Here is a 20,606-nt window from a genome sequence, read left to right on the forward strand (position 1 = left end):
GTGTTTTTTATAATACTCTTCTAGCATTTACAAATGCTGCGTTATAATAAGAACTCATTTGAGAAATTACAACTTTTCCTTTACTTGATGATGCATGTATAAATTCATTATTTCCTAAATATATTCCAACATGGCTAACGTTGCCATTATTTGGCCCACTTGTATCAAAAAATATTAAGTCTCCAGCTTTTAAATTACTTTTACTTACATAAGTTCCATATTTACTTTGATCTTTTGAAACTCTTGGTAAGCTTATATTTGTTGCATTTTTTAATACATAGTAAGTAAACCCTGAACAATCAAAGCTACTAGGTCCTTGCGCTCCCCATACATAAGACTTTCCAAGTAAAGTTTTAGCTATTGATATAACTTTACTTACTGATGAAGATGTTGAATTAGAATCATCAGGAGCATTACTGCTTAAATACTCACTTGATACATATCCTGTTTTATTATTATATTTTATTTTTGACCATCCATTTGATGTTGATATTACTCCTATCTTAGTCCCACTTGATAATGTTCCTATTACTGAATAACTTGTTGATGGCCCACTTCTAACATTTAATGTTGAAGTATTTACATATTTTGTTGTCGTATTGCTTGATTCAGGAGCACTGCTACTTAAATATTCACTTGATACATATCCTGTTTTGCCATCATATTTTATTTTTGACCATCCATTTGATGTTGATAATACTTCTACCTTAGTTCCACTTGATAGTTTTCCTATTACTGAATAACTTGTTGATGGTCCACTTCTAAAGTTTAATGATGTAGTATTTACATATTTTGTTGTTGTATTACTTGATTCAGGAGCACTAATACTCAAATATTTACTTGATACATATCCTGTTTTGCCATCATATTTTATTTTTGACCATCCATTTGATGTTGATATTACTTCTACTTTAGTTCCACTTGATAGTTTTCCTATTATTGAGTAACTTGTTGATGGTCCACTTCTAAAGTTTAATGATGTAGTATTTACATACTTTGTTATACTAGACGAATATTTTTCAACGTATTCCCCATAAACATACCCTGTTTTATTAGAATATTTAACTTTTATCCATGAACCGCTTTCACCTAAATATTCTACTTTATCACCTTTATTAAACTTTCCAATTGATGAATAACTTGTTGATGGTCCACTTCTAAAGTTTACTGCATCTGCTGTTATAACTCCATACTCAGTATCCGCAAATGCTGTAGTCATTCCTGTATGTAACATAATTGATGATGCCACTAATCCTGTTAAAACATATTTTTTATCAATACTCATAAATATATTATAACCTTTATATAGTTATAATTTACTCAACTCCTCTCACAGTGCCATTTCTATATTGTCAATTTTTAAAGATTACTTTCTTAATAATTTTAAATATTATAATTAGTATTATTACAAAAACGTAAGGTTTTGTCCATAAGTTTAAATATTTTTACATTATTTACATGAGTAATTAACTAATTTTGGGGCATAATAATAGGCTAACTATAATTTAGTTAACCTATTATTATGTAAATATATTATTGTTTCCCTGTACTTCCAATTCCACCTCTGTCTTCTGCTTGAAGCTTTTCAACTTCATCAAAAACTATCTTTGGTTGATTTTCTTGTATCCTAAATTGGCATATTCTATCATTTATTTCTATTACTGTATCTCTAAGAGCAAATGCTGGCATAAACCACCAATCATTAGATCCACAATATGTGTTATCTACGATTCCACAATGATTAGTTTGAATTATTCCAAAGTTTTTAAAAGTACTGCTTCTCGGCACTATATGAGCTTCATAACCTTTAGGTAACTCCATAGCTACTCCTAGATGTATTAATTTAAATTCTCCTGCTTTTAATTCTACTTTTTCAGCAGCTCTTAAATCTATCCAATCAGACTTTCCATCTATGTATTCTAATCTTTTTATTTCATCATTAAGATATTGAATTTTTATATTTTTCATCTTGTTATCTCCTTTTAGACTTGTTATTTTTCATCTTACTTTAAAGCACTTTTATATTTTACTACAATATCTAATATTATGTAAGTGTATAAGAATTTAATTTGCAAATACTTGAGTAGTTCCAATATATGTGGTAATATTGTAATGTTCAAAAGGAGGTATGAAATGAAACTTATTTTAGCAGAAAAACCATCTGTTGCTAAAACTATTGCATCCTTTTTAGGTGCAAAAACTAGACACAATGGATATTTTGAAGGAAATGAATATATTGTCACTTATGCAGTTGGACATTTAGTATCTCTATATGATATGAAAGATTACGATAAAGATAGGTATTCTGGATCATGGAAAATGGATAGTTTTCCATTTATTCCTCAAGATAGATTTAAATTTAAAGTTGAAGCTTCTAAAAAAGATCAATTTAATGTAATTAAAACCTTGTTAAACAGAAATGATGTTGAATATATAATAAACGCAACTGATAATGATAGAGAAGGTGAACTAATATCTTTTTTAATTTTTCTTATGGCAAAAAATAAGAAGCCTGTAAAAAGAATATTAGTTAATGAGTGGACTCCTCAAGATATTACAAAAGGTCTTCAAAATCTTAAAGACGATGAAGAAATGAGAAATTTACAAGCTGCTGGCTATACAAGGCTAATCACAGACTGGCTAATAGGTATAAACTTCACTTCTATAGCCACTCTTAAATATGGAAATGGTAAATTACTAAACATAGGACGTGTTATACTTCCTACTGTAAAACTAGTTTACGATAGAGACATGGAAATTAGAAACTTCGTTCCAAAAGCTTATTATGAAATAGAAGGACATTTTAGATGTAAAAACGGTGAATATAAAGGTAAATTAGTTAAAAATAAAAATAGTAAATTTGATACACCTGAAGAAGCTAAGACAATAATAGATAGTATCACTTCTAAAGAAGGTATTATAACAGATAAAAAAGTTACTACTTCTAAAGAATATGCTCCTAAATTATTTTCTCTGACTTCACTTCAAGGTTTTATAACTTCTAAGTATAGTAACTTTACATCAGATAAAGTTCTTAGCGTTTGTCAGTCTTTATATGAAGGTAAAGGAAAAGGTGGATATATTACTTATCCAAGAACAGATTCTATTTATTTGGAAGAAAGTTTAGTGGATAAAACTGCTCAAACTTTAGAAAAATTAAAAAAGGGTCTTCCTTACGAATGTAAAATTAAATTTACAAAAACAAAAAGAGTTTTTGACTCTTCAAAAGTTGATAGCCATAGTGCCATCACACCTACTTACATAATTCCTACAAATCTAACACCTGATGAAGCTATTGTTTACAATGCTATCAAAGATAGATTTATCGCTAACTTTATGCCACCTGCAGAATATGAAAATACAGAAATTAAAACTGATGTAGATAAAAACATCTTCCTTACTAAAGGAAAGGTGTTAAAAGTTAAAGGTTATTTAGAAGTATACAATAAGGAAGAAAAAGACGACTTACTTCCTATGATGGATAAAAATGAAGTAGTAAAGGTTATTGAAGTAAAACCTATAAGTAAACAAACTACTCCTCCTAAACCATATACTGAGGATACTTTACTTAAAGCTATGAAAAACTGTGGTAAAAATGTATCTGACGAAGACACTGCTGTATTATCTGGTTATTCCATAGGAACCTCTGCCACTCGTGCTGATGTACTAAAAAAAATCGGTCAAGTTGGATACGTAGGTAAAAAAGGAAAATCTTATTTTATAACTGATTTAGGTCAAAATCTAGTAGAAATATTCCCTGTTAAGGAATTATTTGACGTGGATTATACTGGTAAACTAGAAAAAAGCTTAAGTGATATACAAAAAGGTCAGTTTACTAGAAAAGAATATTTAAATAATATAATGAGCTTTATTTGGAATAATGTAAATCTTATTAAATACGATAGACCAAAAAAAATCTCTACAGAAAGTTTCACTTATAATGCAAAAACTAAAAAGTTTGTAAGTGATAAAAAGCTTTCATCCTCTAAAAAATCTGCAAAAAGTGATACTAAGACATCTAAATCCAGTGAAAATACTTCTCTAGGAAAATGTCCTGTTTGCGATGGTGATGTTATGGAAAGCGAAAAAGGATTCTTTTGTACAAATTATAATAATTGTAAATACGGTATTTTCAAGGATGATAAATATTTACAATTATTTAAAAAAAGGCCAACAAAAACTATGGTTAAAAGCTTACTAAAAAAAGGTGAGGCTAAAGTAAAATCTATGACTGGTAAGGATGGCAATAAGTTTGATGCCATACTAAAATATGAAAAAAATGATAAAGGATATTATGGCTGGTTAATAAAAAAAAATTCATAATAAAAATGGAGGAATAAATTTTAATATTTATTCCTCCATTTTTCTAATTAACTATTTAAAAATAATTACATTTGGGCATATATTTTAACTAATTCAATAGCTATATCAACAACTTTATCCATACCTTCAACACTTATATGTTCGCAAGCACCATGATAAGCTGCTCCACCAGTTCCTATATTTGGACAAGGTAACCCTTTGAAGCTTAATTGAGCTCCGTCAGTTCCTCCACGTATAGCATCTACCATTGGTTCTAAACCTACTGCTTTTATAGCTTTTTTAGCATTATCTATTAAATGCATGCATGGTTCTATTTTTTCTTTCATATTTCTGTATTGTTGTTTTATAGTAAGAGTTACCACACCTTCACCATATTTTTCATTCATAGTTTTTTCTATATTTTGTAAGAATTCATTTCTTGCAGCAAATTTATCTGCATCATGGTCTCTAACTATGTAAACTAATTTAGAATATTCAACTGAACCTGTAGTTTCCATTAAATGATAAAATCCTTCATATCCTTCAGTAGTTGCTGGAGTTTCATTTGGTAACATTGAATTTATCTCCATAGCTAATAGTTGAGAGTTTACCATTATATCTTTTGCACTACCTGGATGAACATTTATACCTTTTATTTCAAATGTTGCTCCTGATGCATTAAAGTTTTCATATTCTATTTGTCCTTCTAACCATCCATCTAAAGTGTATGCAAAATCAGCTCCAAATTTCTCAACATCAAAATTATGGGCTCCTGTACCTATTTCTTCATCGGGATTAAATCCTATACATATCTTTCCGTGAGGTATATTCTCTTTTTGTATTATTTCTATTGCAGTCATTATTTCTGCTATACCTGCTTTATCATCTGCCCCAAGTAAAGTAGTCCCATCTGTAGTTATTAAAGTTCTTCCTTTAAAGTTTTTTAAATGTGGAAAATCTGAAACTTTTATAACTCTTCCACTCTCTCCTAAAACTATATCTTCTCCATCATAATTTTCTATGATTTGTGGGTTTACATTTTGTCCACTTATATCTTGTGAAGTATCTAAGTGAGCTATAAATCCTAATTTAGATTTATCTTCATATCCTTTTGTTGCAGGTAAAGTTCCATAAACATAACATTTATCATCTACATGAGCATCTTCTATTCCTAGTTCTTTCATCTCTTCTACTAACAATTTAGCTAAATCAAATTGACGAGAAGTAGAAGGTACAGTTTCGCTACTACCATCACTAGTAGTCCATAATTTTACATAATTTAACATTCTTTCATAAGCTCTCATAGTTTTAATCTCCTTCTATTTAAAAATTTATTTTAATTTAATAAAAAACTGGGTTCTGTAACAGCTCAGAACCCAGTTGTAATATTTTTATTTTGATACTGTATGATAGTTAAGCTACTATATTTTCGCTATTTTCATTATCATCAGCAACTAGCTTGCTTAAGTTTTTATCTAGTGCAAATAATGCTACTGCACAAACAAATAATATTACTGGTATTGCAGTATAAACTGTTATCATATCAAATTGCTTTGTAAAGTTATATATTGCTCCGTGAGTTTTACCAGCTATAAATGTAGCACAAGTCCAAACTCCCATTAATACTGCTAAGTATTTTTTTGGAGCATATTTACTTACAAATGAGTTTCCAAGTGGAGAGAAGCACATCTCTCCTAAACTTAAGAAGAATCCAAATGCTATTATCCATATTATAGAAGCTTTTGCTGTATCTGGAGCGCCTATTCCTCTTGTAAATTCAGCTCCAACTAACATTAAAAATGCAATTCCTAAGAAAGCTAATCCTATACCTGTTTTCTTAAATAAAGATAAGTCACCTTGTGGTCTTTGAGATAGTTTATACCATAAAGCACCTAATACTGGTCCAAGTGCAATACATAAGAATGCATTTTCTGAGTCAAACCATAATAATGGAACTTCAAAGTTACCAATTGACATATCAACAAATGCTCCACCATAATCATAAACTGCTAGGTAAGTAAGATACCAGAATAACCAGAATATTACTGAAAAAGTAGATACTAAAACTATAGCTGCTACTCTTTTCTTTTCCATTACAGTTAGTGGTGCTTTACTATCATCTTTATTACTAGTATCTTTTTCTTTACCAGCTAAAAATGGCTTTTTACCATGTTCTCCTAATAGCTTCCATCCTAAAACAAATATTATTGCTCCAACTACCATTATGGCTGCTGAGAATTTAAAGCATGCTGTAAATCCTAAAACATCCCCTTTATTAAATAAATACATATAAGCAAATCCAAAGAAAGTTGTTCCAAAGAAACTACCTATATTTATGAAACTATATTGTGTTGAGAAAGCTGAGTCAAGTTGATCTTGATCTTCAAATAAAGTACCTGTTAATGCAGATAAATTACCTTTAAATAAACCTGTACCTAAAGCAACTAAAGCTATCATTATATTAATTCCTGATATATCTGTAGCATTAGCCCCTATAAAATAACCAGCACCCATTATTAACATTCCTACTGGTATAGCATATCTAGCTCCTACCCATCTATCACAAACCATACCACCAAATATTGGTGCTAAGTAAGTAAATGCAACTAAGTTAGCTACTGCTAAAGCTGCTTGATCTGATGTAAGTCCTAGTCCACCTGTTGCAACGCTTGCTGCAATAAATAATAACAATATTCCCTTACTTCCATAGTATGCTGATCTTTCAAACGAAAAAGCACCTGAACATAAATAGAAAGCTAAAGGTTTCTTTTTTGATTTAACTGTGTTTTCCATGTTGTCCCCCCATATTAATGTATTTTTTGTGTATCTTTCATATCAGTCATTTCCTAAGCTGTTAATAAATATGTCTGATTGTCTGTACACAGTTTTATGATAATTATCAAAGATATATCAATAGATATCTTTGATAATTTCAAACTCCTTAAGATTATTCCAAACTTTTATAATTATTATATTTTTAATACTATATTGCTCTTGTATATTCTTTTAACCAGTTTCTTTCTTCTTCATTTAAATAAGGACTGATTGTTTCATATACATTTTTATGATAATCATTTAAATATGATTTTTCTCTTTCAGTCATTAAGCTTGGATTAATTCCATCTAAATCTATTGGACACATAGTTATTGCATCAAATGCCATAAATTGTCCATTTATATTTTTCTCTAGCTTTTTAACAACTAGTTGATTTTCTATACGAATTCCATGAGAACCTTCCATATAAATTCCTGGTTCATTTGTTATAACCATTCCTTCTTCAAAAGGAGTCGTCTCATGTTTTGCAGGTACAATATACCATCTGAATCCAGCTGGTCCTTCATGTACGCTTAACATATATCCAACACCATGTCCTGTTCCACATTTATAGTCAATTCCCATATCCCACATTGGGCCTCTTGCAAGTATATCTAAGTTATATCCTCTACACCCGTGTAAGAACTTAGCCTGAGATAAGTTTATCATACCCCTTGCTACTGCAGTATAATGAGTTTTCAACTCCTCAGATATATCTCCCAATATATATGTTCTTGTTATATCTGTAGTTCCTTCTAAGTAATGACCTCCAGAATCTACTAAGAACATATGCTCTGCTTTTATTTTGTAATCGCTTTCTTCAGTGGCTGCATAATGCATCATGGCAGCATGTTCTTTATAACCTGCTATAGTTTCAAAACTTAAATCAACAAATCCTTCTTGTTCTTTTCTAAGTTGTAATAATTTTTCTGATGCGCTAAGTTCACTAATTTCAATTTTACCTACATTAGTTTTTAACCAATACATAAATTTAGCACAGGCTACACCATCTTTTATATATGCACTTTCTATATTTTTTAATTCAGTTTTATTTTTCATTGCTTTCATTAAAACTGCAGGATTTTCTATTTCTACTTTTTTAATTTTTTCTGAAATATTATTATATAAAGAGTAGTTTACTCTCTCTGGGTCTAGCATTATAACTTCTTTTTCATCTAATTCTTTTATAAAATCATAAACATCGTTATATGGTTTTATTTGTATATTAGATTCATTAAATTCTAATTTGATAGAATCATCAAGTTTATTGTCATTAATAAATAAATAAGCTTTATCAAGAGTTATAGCTGCATAAGCTAACACTACTGGTGTATAACTTACATCATTTCCTCTTATATTAAATATCCATGCTACCTCATCTAGAGTTGTTACTACATGAGTTGTTGCACCATTTTCTCTCATTACATTTCTTATTCTATTTATTTTGGATTGGAAACTTTCTCCAGTATATTTTACATCTAATACAAAAGCCTTTTCTTCTGATAAATCAGGTCTATTTTCCCAAATAGAATCAATAAGATCTTCGTCATATTCAATGATAACGTTTTTCTTTTTTAATTTTTCTTTAAGTTCTAATCCATCACCTGCTGCTATTAATCTTCCGTCAAAACCTAGTTTTCCACCTGTCTTTATATTTTCTATAACAAACTCATTAACAGTTGGTACTCCTTCTTCTCCCATTTTGAATAGGTCTATACCACTTCCTGCTAACTCTTTTTCCGCTTGAATAAAATATCTTCCATCAGTCCATAGTCCAGCTTTTTCTTTAGTTACTACTACAGTTCCTGCTGAACCTTTAAAACCTGAAATAAATTGTCTAGATTTAAAGTATTCCCCAACATATTCACTTTGATGATTGTCTGCAGAAGGAATAATGTAAGCATCAATATTTCTGTCTTCCATTATTTCCCTAAGTTCAGATACTCTACTTGCTATACTCATAACTATCCACCCCTGAATATAATATTTCGTAAAACATTTAATATTAAGTTGCCTACAAGTCATATACATTTGAATATAATTATTTTATTTGAAATATATATTTGCATTTAACATGTCTTGTCATCTGTAATTATAATATAATCTTAGAATAATTACACTACGTATTATTTTTTTTTTATATAAATTTACAATTATTCGTCACATTACTTCTCATAACTACACACTAATAATAAATTAATAATTTAACATACTTTAAATGTTTTATTTTTTTATGTTTTGAGTGACTAATATTGACTTTATTAGACATGAATACTACAATAATCTTAGTTAATTTAATAAATGAATTTTTAGATTAATTAATTTGTACTTTACAATAGGGGGATTTATTAATGGATCAAATGAAATTACAAAGAATTATTACATCAATGAAGGAAAACAATGTTCCTCAATTAATAGTAGCTGATCCAGCTTCTATATGTTATTTAACAGGCCGTATGTTAAATTGTGGCGAAAGAATGCTTGCTCTTTATCTTGATGTTGAAGGCAATCATAAATTTTTCATAGGTAAATTATTCCCACAGTCTACTCCAATTGAAGGAGCTGAAATAGTTTACTTTGATGATATTGATGATTATGTAGGAATGTTAGCAAACTGCATGAGAGAAAATACTATAGTTGGTATAGATAAAGTTTGGCCAGCTAAGTTCTTATTACCTTTAATGAGCAAATTGAATGCTACTAAATTTATTGATGGATCATTCATAATAGATAACATTCGTCAAATTAAAGATGAAAAAGAACAAGAATTAATGAGAGAAGCTTCAAGATTAAATGATAGCGTTATAGAAAGATTAATGCCTCTTGTTAAAGAAGGTTACACTGAATTAGAAATGGCAGACAAAATTTTAGAAATGTATCTTGAAGGTGGAGCATCAGGTCACTCTTTTGATCCAATAATAGGATATGGTGCTAATGCTGCTGACCCTCACCACGAATCAGATAACTCCAAAGGTAAGTTAGGTGATTCAGTTGTTCTTGACTTAGGTTGTGTAAAAGATGGATACTGCTCTGACATGACTAGAACAGTATTTTTAGGTGAAGTTTCTGAAAAAGGAAGAGAAGTATACGAAGTAGTTAAAGAAGCTAACTTAAGAGGTATAGCTGCTTGTAAGCCAGGAAATAGATTCTGCGATGTAGACAATGCTTGTCGTGACTATATAACTGAAAAAGGTTACGGAGAATACTTTACTCATAGAACTGGTCACTCTATAGGAATGGAATGCCATGAGTTCGGTGATGTATCTTCTGTAAATGAAGCTATATTAAAACCAGGTATGATATTCTCAGTTGAGCCAGGTGTTTACTTACCAGGTGAAGTTGGAGTTAGAATAGAAGACTTAGTATTAATAACTGAGGATGGTTGCGAAGTATTAAATAACGTAACTAAAGATTTAATTGTTATAAAATAAATATTATTTTAATTATTTATTAAAAAACCAGAGTTTTTATAGCTCTGGTTTTTTTGTGCATATTTTTAAGCAATTAAAATATTATACTTTTCAAAAATATTTCGCATCTTATAAATCTTAATACTATTTTAATACTCCCCTTATAGGTCTTAATACATTTTTAAAGCCTCAATTCTTATAATTGAATTATAAAAAAAGGAGGTATAAGAGATGCAAATACTAATTTAGACAATTTGTTTAGTTGTAATAATCTTTTTAATTTACTATTTTGTAATTCTTATGGGAGGAGATACACAATGACATACACAATTTTGCAGTATTTAATTTATTTAGTAATTCTTATATTGCTTGCCATACCACTTGGTTCATATATAGGCAAAGTAATGGATGGAGAAAAAGTATTTTTATCAAAACCTCCATATCCCTGTGAAAAACTTATTTACAAATTAATGAAAGTTAAAAGCAATGAAGAAATGAACTGGAAAAAATATATATTCTATTTTAACGTTTAGTTTAATGGAATAGGTTTAATATTTTTATTTCTTCTTCAGTTATTACAAGGTCATTTAATTGTTAACCCTCAAAGTCTACCTGGTGTTCCATGGGATTTATCTTTAAATACAGCTATAAGTTTCATAACAAATACTAACTGGCAAGCTTATAGTGGCGAATCTACTTTAGGTTATCTGACTCAAGCCCTTGGACTTACAGTTCGAAACTTTAAGTTTGCTGAAACTGTTCAATTAGTCGAACCTATTGCTGTTGACAACGACGGTAATATTATTGAAAATACAAAAATTGACTTAAAAACTAAGACAGCCTATGTTAATAGAAAAGTAGTTAATTATACAGAAGTTATAAATAAAGAAACTATTCCTCTTGGCCATGCTGCTAGTCAAGCGGCAATAAAGCAAACTAGTACTAATGGTGGTTGTTTTTATGGAGTAAATTCTGCTCACCCTTTAGAAAACCCAACAATCATTTCTAATTTACTAGAAATGATTTCAATTTTACTAATACCTATATGTTTATGCTTTACATTTGGTAGAAATATAAAAAATAAAAATCAAGGTATTGCAATTTTTATGTCTATGTTTATAGTTCTTGTAATAGCTCTTGGATCACTAGCTGTATGTGAACAAAATGCCACTCCTCAACTTTCACAAAGCGATATTGATATGACTACTATAGAACAATCTGGCGAAAATATGTAAGGTAAAGAATCTCGTTTTGGTATAGTTGCTTCATCTACATGGTCTACATTTGCCACAGCTTCTTCAAATAATCCTGTAAACTCTATGCATGATAGTTATACTCCTCTGGGTGGAATAGTAACCATGTTACTAATGCAGCTTGCCAAAGTAATCTTCGGGGTGTTGGATGTGTATTGTATGGAATGCTAGCTTTTGCCATATTAACTGCATGCTGGTAGCTTAGCTCAAAAGAAAAAAATTGCTACTACAGCAGGTACGTTATCAACTACAAATACCATGTTTGTATTTTTATTAATTATGATTATTTTATTAATTGGTGACCTTAGCTTTTTCACAGCATTATCATTAGGACCAATTGCTGAATATTTAAGCTCAATCTTATTGGAGGTGACATTAATTGAACAATAACACGAAGACCGCTTTTTCAGATAAAAATATGACTAAAAGAGCTATAAAAGATTGATTTACAAGATTAAATCCAAAAACACAAAAGGAAAACCCTGTAATGTTGTTGGTTTATATATCCGTTATATTAACTACTTTGCTTTGGATAGCATCATTGTTTGGTATTAAAGATGCTTCACCTGGGTACACATTGTCTATAGCAATAATTCTTTGGTTCACAGTAATATTTGCAAATTTAAGAAAAATGGGTATTAAAACTATAATGATAACTGGAGATAACCCTCTTACTACAGCTGCCATATCTGCCGAAGCTGTAGTTGATGATTTTCTTGCGGAGGCTACACCCAAAAAATGAAGATATGGTTTTAGTAGAAATTAGTGGCAATGGTAATAGTCTGTCTGATAAAGATAAAGAAAAAATCTTTGATCTGTTTTACACTGTCGACAATCAAATTGTTGATAACAAGCGTAATTTAGGATTAGCTCTTTGTAAATCTATTATTTTAGCTCACGGAGGAGAAATAGATGTAAAAGATAATAAGCCTCACGAAACAGTATTCTCATTTACATTACCATCTGAGGAGGTAAACTTGCATGAATAAACCATCGATTTTAATAATAGTGATTTAAAAATTCACTATGCTAGCGGATGTGTTTATAAAAATAATGAAGAATTACATCTAACCCCTATTGAATATAAATTGCTTTGCCTACTTATTAGAAATGTTGAAGAAGTTTTGATTCATACTTATATGACAAAGGAAATTTGGGGAATTTCTTGGGATAGTTATGTTTCTTCTTTAAGAGTTTATATGGCCACACTTCGAAAAAAAATTGAAACTGATACTTCTCATCCTCAGTATATTCAAACTCATGTAGGTGTTGCTACAGGATGATAGAGATATAATAAGAAGGTCAAAGTGATTACACTTTGACCTTCTTATTATATCTTATTATATCTTATTATTTATTTATGTGTCTATTTTGATTTTTTCTTAATAGTTGCTTGTGCAGCTGCAAGTCTAGCTATCGGAACTCTATATGGTGAACAAGATACATAGTTAAGTCCTGTCTCATAACAGAATTCTACTGATGTAGGATCACCTCCATGCTCTCCACATATTCCAAGTTTAATATTATCACCTTCTTCTCCTCTTGCTAGTGTTGTTGCCATTTTTACTAATTTACCAACACCATTTTGATCTAACACTTGGAATGGATCTTTTTCTAAGATTTCTTCATCCACGTATTGACCTAAGAATTTTCCAGCGTCATCTCTAGAGTATCCAAATGTCATTTGTGTTAAGTCATTTGTTCCAAATGAGAAGAAATCAGCTTCCCTTGCTATTTCATCAGCTATTAAACAAGCTCTCGGTATCTCTATCATTGTACCAACAGTATATTTTAAATCTACGTTGCTATCTTTTATAATTGCATTTGCTGTTTCAACTATAATATTTTTAACTACTTTAAATTCATTTAAAGCACCAACAAGTGGTATCATTATTTCTGGTTCAACATTTAAACCTTCTTTATTAACTTCTATAGCAGCATTTATTATAGCTTTAGTTTGCATTACAGCTATTTCTGGATAAGTAACTGCCAGTCTACATCCTCTGTGTCCAAGCATAGGGTTAAATTCTGCTAAGTCCACTATTCTCTTTTTGATTTCACTAGCTTGAATATTCATATCCTTAGCTAATTGTTCTATTGTTTCATCATCATGTGGTAAGAATTCATGTAGTGGTGGATCCAATAATCTTATATTAACCGGTCTCTCACCCATAACCTTATATATATCAACAAAATCTTGTTGTTGCATAGGTAATAACTTATCTAATGCTTCAACTCTATCTTCAACATTATTTGATAATATCATTTTTCTAACAGCAGGTATTCTATCTTCATCAAAGAACATATGCTCAGTTCTACAAAGTCCTATACCTTCTGCACCAAAATCAACTGCAGTTTTTGAGTCCCTTGGATTATCTGCATTAGTTCTAACCTTCATATCTCTAACTTCGTCAACCCAGTTCATTAACTTTTCAAAATTGCCTGTCATAGATACTTTTGTTTTAGCAACATCTCCTAAGTAAACAATACCTGTAGAACCATCTATAGATATGAAATCTCCTTCTCTTAGAACTAAGTTGTCTCTTCTTACTTCTTTTGCTATTTCATCAACTTTTATTTCTCCACATCCAGCCACACAACATTTACCCATACCTCTAGCAACAACTGCTGCATGAGAAGTCATACCACCTCTTGCAGTAAGTATACCTTGAGAGCAAACCATTCCTTCTATATCTTCTGGAGATGTTTCTTGTCTAACAAGTATTACTTTTTCTCCGTTTTTTGAAGCTTCTACAGCCTCTTCAGCAGTAAAGTAAATTTTACCACTTCCTGCCCCTGGTGATGCTGGTAACCCTTTAGCTAAAACTGTAGCTTCTTTTAGTGCTTTATCTTCAAACTTTGGATGTAATAATTGATCTAATTGCTTAGGCTCAACTCTCATTATAGCTTCTTCTTTACTTATTAAACCTTCTTCAACTAAATCTACTGCCACATTTATAGCAGATACAGCTGTTCTTTTACCATTTCTAGTTTGTAAAAAGAATAATCTTCCTTTTTCTATAGTAAACTCAACATCTTGCATATCTTTATAATGATTTTCTAATTTTTTAACAGTATCTATAAACTGTTTGTAAATCTCTGGCATTGCTTTTTCAAGCGTAGCTATAGGCTCTGGAGTTCTTATACCTGCAACAACATCTTCACCTTGTGCATTTATTAAGTATTCTCCTAATAACTTGTTTTCTCCTGTACCAGGGTCTCTTGTGAAAGCAACTCCTGTACCGGAAGTATCTCCCATGTTACCAAATACCATTGATTGTATATTAACTGCAGTTCCCAAATCATTTGGAATATCATTTAATCTACGATATACTATAGCTCTTGGGTTATTCCAAGATCTAAATACAGCTTCTACTGCTAACATTAATTGTTTTTTAGGCTCTTGCGGAAAATCTTCTCCAACTTCTTTTTTATATATTTCTTTATAGTCTTCTACTACTGATTTTAAATGATCACATGTTAAGTCTGTGTCGAATTTGAAATTATTTTTTTCTTTGTAGTTATTTAGAACATTTTCAAATTTGTATTTTGGAACTTCCATCGCAACATCAGAGAACATTTGTATAAATCTTCTATAACTATCATATGCAAATCTATCATTACCAGTAGCTTTTGCCAATGCTTTAACTGTATTATCATTCAATCCAAGATTTAATATGGTATCCATCATACCTGGCATTGATATAACTGCACCTGAACGAACAGATACAAGAAGCGGATTTTCTTCACTTCCTAATTGTTTGTTTAAATCTTTTTCTAAAGAAGATAATTTTTCTTCAATTTGGTTTATAATTTCTTGCTTTATTGTTTTGTTGTTTTCATAATAATCGATACATGACTCAGTTGTTATAGTAAACCCAGGAGGCACAGGAAGTCCTATTTTAGTCATTTCTGCTAAGTTAGCTCCTTTTCCTCCTAATAATGATTTCATTTCTTTACTTCCTTCATTAAAGCTATAAACGTATTTAACACTCATATCACGAATCCCCTTTGAAATATTTATTTATGCAAATCTTAAAAAGATTTTAATTAGTTGTGTGTATTTTTTTCTTTAAACCATTTTCTTTCATAATATCTATAATTAATCCAGCTGTCTCTTCTATTGCTTTATTTGCAACATTAATAACTGGACAAGATAGCTTCTTCATTACTTCTTCAGAGTAATCTAACTCTTCTAAAATTCTATCTAATTTAGCGTAATTTGCACTACTTGATAATCCAAGAGCTTTAAGTCTTGCTTGTCTTATCTCATTAAGTTTTTCTGGTGTGTTAGTAAGTCCTATTATTTTTTTAGGATTTATTTCATATATTTCTTTTGGTATTGGTATTTCTGGTACTAAAGGAATATTTGCTACTTTTATATTTCTATTTGCTAGGTACATACTAAGTGGAGTTTTTGATGTTCTTGATATACCAACTAGTACTAAATCTGCCTTTAATACTCCTCTTGGGTCTTTACCATCATCATACTTAACAGCAAATTCTATAGCCTCTATTCTTCTAAAGTATTCCTCATTCATTCTTCTGATTATGCCAGGTTCTCTCTTTGGAGATGCTCCTATTTTTTCTGTTAATATATTTAATATTTGAGACATTAAGTCTACACAGTGTAAATTTTCTTTTGAACAGAAATTTTCAACAATATCGCCTAAATGTTCACTTACTAGAGTATAGACAACTATAGCATTTTCACTTTTAGCACTTTCTAAGATTTCAAGAAGAACTTCCTTGTTAGACACATAAGGAAATCTTCTTATATCGTAAGTTTCTTCTTTTATATCAAATTGCGATATGGCTGCCTTAGCAACTTGTTGTGCAGTCTCCCCTATTGAATCTGATATTGCATATAATATAAAACTCTCCATATTCTCCTCCTTAATTGTCTACAATCTCTAAAAATAATTTTGTAATGTTTGTTTTTGATATTTTTCCTATTACCTTGATTTTATCATCTATATTTTCAACTACTGGAATAGAATCTATTTCATGTTCTATTATTTTTTTAGCTACTAGGATAACACTGTCTTCTTTTTCTACTGTAATAATATTAGGAGTTCTAGTCATTATCATTCCTATAGGCATTTTATTCATATCTGCACCACCTATAGTTGCCTTTAATAAATCTTTTCTTGATACTATACCGCATAAACCTTCATCATCATCTATGATAAAAATACTTCCCACATCTGATAAAAACATATTTACTATTACTTCATATAAACTATCATCTTTTTTGGCTATTACAGGAATACTCATGATATCTTCAACCTTTTTATTTTTCATGTCGTTTCCTACTAAGTTAAGTTTATTTATTCCTGAATAAAAGTAACCTACTTTTGGTCTTGCATCTAATATTCCTGTCATTGTTAGGATTGCTAAATCTGATCTTAACGTAGCACGAGTAACATTTAATATAGAAGCAATTTGCTCACTTGTTATGGGCTCATCTTCTTTTACTATTTCTATTATCTTTTGTTGTCTTTGATTTAGTTGAATGACAATCACCTTCTTTCAATATGCTATACTTTATCTCCGTTACACCTTATATAGTATATTATATATCCATATATGCTATTGTGTAAATAGATTTTTTTATTATTTATGATATATTTTTTAATTATTTTCATCATGTATGTACTTAGTTTTTACTGTACCATTAATATTAATACACACTATATCAATTTATACATAGTATTTGTGTTACACTAAATATCCTAAGCAAAAAATGCCTCCCTTTATTTTGGATTCAAAAGGAAGGCAAGTATTTTTATATAATTGTTTATTTATAAACTATCTTAGATAAATCACAAATAGTAAGCATTGTGCTGTAAATTTGTTTTAATAATCCAAGTCTATTTTCTTTTATTGCTTCATCTTTGTCCATTATCATTACATTATCAAATAAATTATCAACTAGTGGTCTTAGTGTAGCAAAAGCATCTAAAGCTTCATTATACTTTTTATATGCTAATAAAGCCTCCACATTTGATTTTATTTCATTAAATCCATTATGTAGTTTAATTTCCGCATCTTCTTTTAATAGTTCTTCTTTAACTATATCTGTAGTTGCCTTCTCAGCTAAAGTAGAAACTCTGTTGAAAGCAGTTAACATTTCAACTAGTTCGTCTTTTTGAAGCCATCTATTTAGTTCAAAAGCTCTTGTATGTATATCTGATATATCATCTAAATTACTATTTAATACTGCATCTATGACATCATATCTTATTCCTAAATCTTTGAATAGGTTTTTAACTCTTTCAACAAAAAATTCAACTATTTGAAAAGCTACTTCTTCTTTATTAAATTCTAAACTAGAATAGTTATCTAGTGCTACATTTATTAAATTATTTAGGTTAACAGATAATTTTCTATCTAATAATATAGAAAGTATTCCTAAGGCTTGACGTCTTAAAGCATAAGGGTCTTGAGATCCTGATGGCTTAATTCCTATAGCAAAGAATCCTGCTATTGAATCTAGTTTGTCAGCTATAGATAAAGCTATACCTGCATTAGTTTTTGGTAATATATCACCCGCAAATCTTGGTAGATAATGCTCAAATATACCTTGGCATACTTCTTCATTTTCCCCACTTACTTTCGCATAATCTCTACCCATTATACCTTGAAGTTCAGTAAACTCGAATACCATATTAGTTACAAGGTCAGCTTTACAAAGTTTAGCTGCTCTTGAAGTATTTTCAGCACTCCCAGTCATATCTAATTCATCAAGTATAACTTTAGATAATTTTTCTATTCTTAATGTTTTATCATAAACTGTACCAAGTTTAGCTTGGAATACTACTGTATGTAATTTATCAACAAAACTTTCTAAAGACTTTTTAGTATCTTCATTGTAGAAGAATAAAGCATCTGCAAGTCTAGCTCTAAGAACTTTCTCATTCCCAGCTTTAACTAAATCCATTCTATTAGAATCACCATTTCTAACAGCTATAAATTTGGGTAATAATTTTCCATCTTTTAATACTGGGAAGTATCTTTGATGTTCTTTCATCGGTGTAGTTACAACTTCTTTTGGTAACTTAACATATTCTTCGTCAAACTCACCATAAAAAGCTGTTGGATATTCTACTAAAAATGTTATTTCTTCTAGTAAATCATCATCTAATTCAACTTCTCCACCTAAAGAATTAGCTACTTCTATAGCTTGTTCTTTTATCATTTCTTTTCTTTTATGTTGATCTAATACCACAAAGTTCTTTTCTAATTTTTCAAAATAATCTTCTATTGAATTTACTTCAAATTCTTTTTCTCCTAAGAATCTATGACCTTTAGTAATATTAGAAGATTTTATACCCTCTAGATTTACCTCTAGCACTTCATTATTTAATAATGTAACCATCCATCTTATTGGTCTAGCAAATCTCATGTTTTTACCACCCCAACGCATTGCTTTAGGGAAAGTTACATTTTTAATAGCTTCAGGAATTATATTTTTTAACACTTCTTTAGTATCTTTTCCTTCTTGCTTAATTGTACTAAATAAGTATTCAGCATTTCCTACTTGCTTAAAGTATACATTTTCTGGGTCTAAACCTTTACTTCTCATAAACCCAAGGGCAGGTTTTGTAAAGTTTCCTTCATCATCTACTGCTATTTTTTTAGCAGGACCTTTAACTTCTTCCTCTAAGTCACTTGCTTTATCAGCTAAGTCAACTATAACAAAAGTTAGTCTTCTTGGAGTTGCATACTTTTCTATTTTGTTAAAACTTACTCTTTCATCTTTAAGTAACTTACTTAAATTTTTTTCTATTTGATCTAATGTAGTTTGTCCAAATCTTGATGGTAATTCTTCTACCCCAATCTCTAATAAAAGGTAATTATTCATTATTTGTCACCTTCCTTTAATAGTGGATATCCCATTTCTTCTCTTTGCTTAACATAAAGTTCAGCTACAGCTTTTGCCATGTTTCTAACTCTGCCTATAAATGATGCTCTTTGACTAACACCTATAGCACCTCTAGCATCTAATGTATTAAAAGTGTGAGAACATTTTAACACATAGTCATATGCTGGTACTACAAGCCCTCTTTCTATTATTCTTAATGCTTCTTTTTCATATATATCAAATAAGTTAAATAACATATCTGCATCGCACTCATCAAATGAATATGTACTATTTTCAAATTCAGCTTTTTTAAACACGTCACCATAAGTTATACTATCGTTCCACTTTAAATCATAAACACTGTCAACGTCTTGTATATACATGGCAAGTCTTTCTAATCCATATGTTATCTCTCCAGTTTCTAACTCACACTCTATTCCTCCAACTTGTTGGAAGTATGTGAATTGAGTAACTTCCATACCATCTAACCAGACTTCCCATCCAAGACCCCAAGCACCAACAGTAGTTGATTCCCAGTTATCTTCAACAAATCTTATATCATGTTCTAATGGATTAATTCCTATAGCTTCTAAACTCTTTAAGTATAGTTCTTGTATATTTTCTGGAGATGGCTTTAGAATAACTTGGAATTGGTGATGTTGATATAATCTATTAGGATTTTCTCCATATCTACCATCTGCAGGTCTTCTTGATGGCTCTACATAACAAACACTCCATGGCTCTGGACCTAATGATCTTAAGATAGTGTTTGGATTCATTGTTCCTGCACCTTTTTCCACGTCATAAGGTTGCATCATGATACATTCTTGCTTAGACCAGTAACTTTGAAGTGCTAGTATCATATCTTGAAAATTCATATTAATACCTCCTAAATTTAATTTCTTAACTATTTATAGCAATAAGGCCTTCCGTATCCACGAAAGGCCTTTTAATACTTC

At 30.1% G+C, this 20,606-nt stretch carries 16 protein-coding genes and 1 pseudogene; 7 read left to right on the forward strand and 10 right to left on the reverse strand.

The features are described from left to right. Positions 1–7: 7 nt before the first annotated feature. Both K0040_RS02875 and K0040_RS02880 read right to left on the reverse strand, forming a co-directional pair. Positions 8–1,285 (reverse strand): C40 family peptidase, encoded by a 1,278-nt coding sequence (locus K0040_RS02875; RefSeq protein ID WP_228107466.1) that lies wholly within the window; start codon positions 1,283–1,285, stop codon positions 8–10. Between the two features lie 248 nt (positions 1,286–1,533). After that, a complete protein-coding gene (locus K0040_RS02880) occupies positions 1,534–1,968 on the reverse strand; it encodes a dUTP diphosphatase (protein WP_018591435.1) in 435 nt (144 codons plus the stop codon). 165 nt (positions 1,969–2,133) lie between these two features. Between K0040_RS02880 and K0040_RS02885 the strand changes: the two genes are divergently transcribed. Continuing rightward, positions 2,134–4,323 (forward strand): type IA DNA topoisomerase, encoded by a 2,190-nt coding sequence (locus tag K0040_RS02885; RefSeq protein ID WP_228107467.1) that lies wholly within the window; start codon positions 2,134–2,136, stop codon positions 4,321–4,323. A gap of 65 nt (positions 4,324–4,388) precedes the next feature. Here K0040_RS02885 and pepT read toward each other — a convergent pair whose 3' ends face one another. The 3 genes from pepT to K0040_RS02900 form a co-directional block, all read right to left on the reverse strand. Then, complete coding sequence (pepT, locus tag K0040_RS02890; RefSeq protein ID WP_228107468.1) at positions 4,389–5,606, reverse strand: peptidase T; 1,218 nt, start codon at positions 5,604–5,606, stop codon at positions 4,389–4,391. 109 nt (positions 5,607–5,715) lie between these two features. Continuing rightward, entirely contained in the window at positions 5,716–7,095 is a 1,380-nt protein-coding gene (locus tag K0040_RS02895) for a peptide MFS transporter (protein ID WP_228107469.1), read from the reverse strand. 190 nt (positions 7,096–7,285) lie between these two features. Further along, positions 7,286–9,079: an aminopeptidase P family protein gene (locus K0040_RS02900; protein ID WP_228107470.1), complete on the reverse strand. Its 1,794-nt coding sequence runs from the start codon at positions 9,077–9,079 to the stop codon at positions 7,286–7,288. Between the two features lie 389 nt (positions 9,080–9,468). On the opposite strand from K0040_RS02900, the gene K0040_RS02905 reads away from it, so the two are divergent. The 6 genes and pseudogenes from K0040_RS02905 (at position 9,469) to K0040_RS02925 (ending at position 13,063) form a co-directional block, all read left to right on the forward strand. After that, the gene (locus K0040_RS02905; protein WP_228107471.1) at positions 9,469–10,548 is read left to right on the forward strand and encodes a M24 family metallopeptidase; all 1,080 of its coding nucleotides are present in this window, start codon (positions 9,469–9,471) and stop codon (positions 10,546–10,548) included. A 296-nt stretch (positions 10,549–10,844) separates the two neighbouring features. After that, positions 10,845–11,951: pseudogene (locus K0040_RS02910) on the forward strand (potassium-transporting ATPase subunit KdpA). Between the two features lie 48 nt (positions 11,952–11,999). Next, positions 12,000–12,170: a potassium-transporting ATPase subunit KdpA gene (locus K0040_RS21440; RefSeq protein WP_369123724.1), complete on the forward strand. Its 171-nt coding sequence runs from the start codon at positions 12,000–12,002 to the stop codon at positions 12,168–12,170. 97 nt (positions 12,171–12,267) lie between these two features. Continuing rightward, positions 12,268–12,522, forward strand: coding sequence for a hypothetical protein (locus K0040_RS20985; protein WP_331476264.1), 255 nt, complete (start codon positions 12,268–12,270; stop codon positions 12,520–12,522). Beyond that, positions 12,497–12,769: a sensor histidine kinase gene (locus K0040_RS02920; protein ID WP_228107472.1), complete on the forward strand. Its 273-nt coding sequence runs from the start codon at positions 12,497–12,499 to the stop codon at positions 12,767–12,769. Before K0040_RS20985 ends, K0040_RS02920 begins: the two co-directional genes overlap by 26 nt. Before the next feature lie 99 nt (positions 12,770–12,868). Continuing rightward, positions 12,869–13,063, forward strand: coding sequence for a winged helix-turn-helix domain-containing protein (locus K0040_RS02925; protein WP_334302482.1), 195 nt, complete (start codon positions 12,869–12,871; stop codon positions 13,061–13,063). Positions 13,064–13,146: 83 nt separating this feature from the next. Here the strand turns inward: K0040_RS02925 and ppdK are convergent, their stop codons facing one another. From ppdK to glyQ, 5 genes are all read right to left on the reverse strand, one after another. Continuing rightward, entirely contained in the window at positions 13,147–15,777 is a 2,631-nt protein-coding gene (ppdK, locus tag K0040_RS02930) for a pyruvate, phosphate dikinase (protein ID WP_228107473.1), read from the reverse strand. Between the two features lie 49 nt (positions 15,778–15,826). After that, positions 15,827–16,666 carry a pyruvate, water dikinase regulatory protein gene (locus K0040_RS02935; protein ID WP_228107474.1) on the reverse strand — a complete coding sequence of 280 codons (840 nt, stop codon included), beginning with the start codon at positions 16,664–16,666 and terminating at the stop codon, positions 15,827–15,829. A 10-nt stretch (positions 16,667–16,676) separates the two neighbouring features. Continuing rightward, a complete protein-coding gene (ccpN, locus tag K0040_RS02940) occupies positions 16,677–17,306 on the reverse strand; it encodes a transcriptional regulator CcpN (RefSeq protein ID WP_074914871.1) in 630 nt (209 codons plus the stop codon). A gap of 274 nt (positions 17,307–17,580) precedes the next feature. Next, positions 17,581–19,647, reverse strand: coding sequence for a glycine--tRNA ligase subunit beta (glyS, locus tag K0040_RS02945; RefSeq protein ID WP_228107475.1), 2,067 nt, complete (start codon positions 19,645–19,647; stop codon positions 17,581–17,583). Then, positions 19,647–20,525 carry a glycine--tRNA ligase subunit alpha gene (glyQ, locus tag K0040_RS02950; RefSeq protein WP_228107476.1) on the reverse strand — a complete coding sequence of 293 codons (879 nt, stop codon included), beginning with the start codon at positions 20,523–20,525 and terminating at the stop codon, positions 19,647–19,649. The genes glyS and glyQ overlap by 1 nt, the downstream gene beginning before the upstream one ends. Between the last annotated feature and the right edge of the window lie 81 nt (positions 20,526–20,606).

The sequence above is a fragment of the Terrisporobacter petrolearius genome, assembly GCF_020748185.1.
Classification (GTDB): Bacteria; Bacillota; Clostridia; order Peptostreptococcales; family Peptostreptococcaceae; genus Terrisporobacter; species Terrisporobacter petrolearius.

Excerpts from the sequence above, each read along its gene's own strand:
- K0040_RS20985 (WP_331476264.1), top strand. The coding sequence starts at position 12,268 with ATGTTGTTGGTTTATATATCCGTTATATTAACTACTTTGCTTTGGATA.
- K0040_RS02885 (WP_228107467.1), top strand. The coding sequence starts at position 2,134 with ATGAAACTTATTTTAGCAGAAAAACCATCTGTTGCTAAAACTATTGCA.
- glyQ (WP_228107476.1), bottom strand. The coding sequence starts at position 20,525 with ATGAATTTTCAAGATATGATACTAGCACTTCAAAGTTACTGGTCTAAG.
- ppdK (WP_228107473.1), bottom strand. The coding sequence starts at position 15,777 with ATGAGTGTTAAATACGTTTATAGCTTTAATGAAGGAAGTAAAGAAATG.
- K0040_RS02905 (WP_228107471.1), top strand. The coding sequence starts at position 9,469 with ATGGATCAAATGAAATTACAAAGAATTATTACATCAATGAAGGAAAAC.
- K0040_RS02880 (WP_018591435.1), bottom strand. The coding sequence starts at position 1,968 with ATGAAAAATATAAAAATTCAATATCTTAATGATGAAATAAAAAGATTA.
- K0040_RS02895 (WP_228107469.1), bottom strand. The coding sequence starts at position 7,095 with ATGGAAAACACAGTTAAATCAAAAAAGAAACCTTTAGCTTTCTATTTA.
- K0040_RS02875 (WP_228107466.1), bottom strand. The coding sequence starts at position 1,285 with ATGAGTATTGATAAAAAATATGTTTTAACAGGATTAGTGGCATCATCA.
- K0040_RS02935 (WP_228107474.1), bottom strand. The coding sequence starts at position 16,666 with ATGGAGAGTTTTATATTATATGCAATATCAGATTCAATAGGGGAGACT.
- glyS (WP_228107475.1), bottom strand. The coding sequence starts at position 19,647 with ATGAATAATTACCTTTTATTAGAGATTGGGGTAGAAGAATTACCATCA.
- pepT (WP_228107468.1), bottom strand. The coding sequence starts at position 5,606 with ATGAGAGCTTATGAAAGAATGTTAAATTATGTAAAATTATGGACTACT.
- K0040_RS02900 (WP_228107470.1), bottom strand. The coding sequence starts at position 9,079 with ATGAGTATAGCAAGTAGAGTATCTGAACTTAGGGAAATAATGGAAGAC.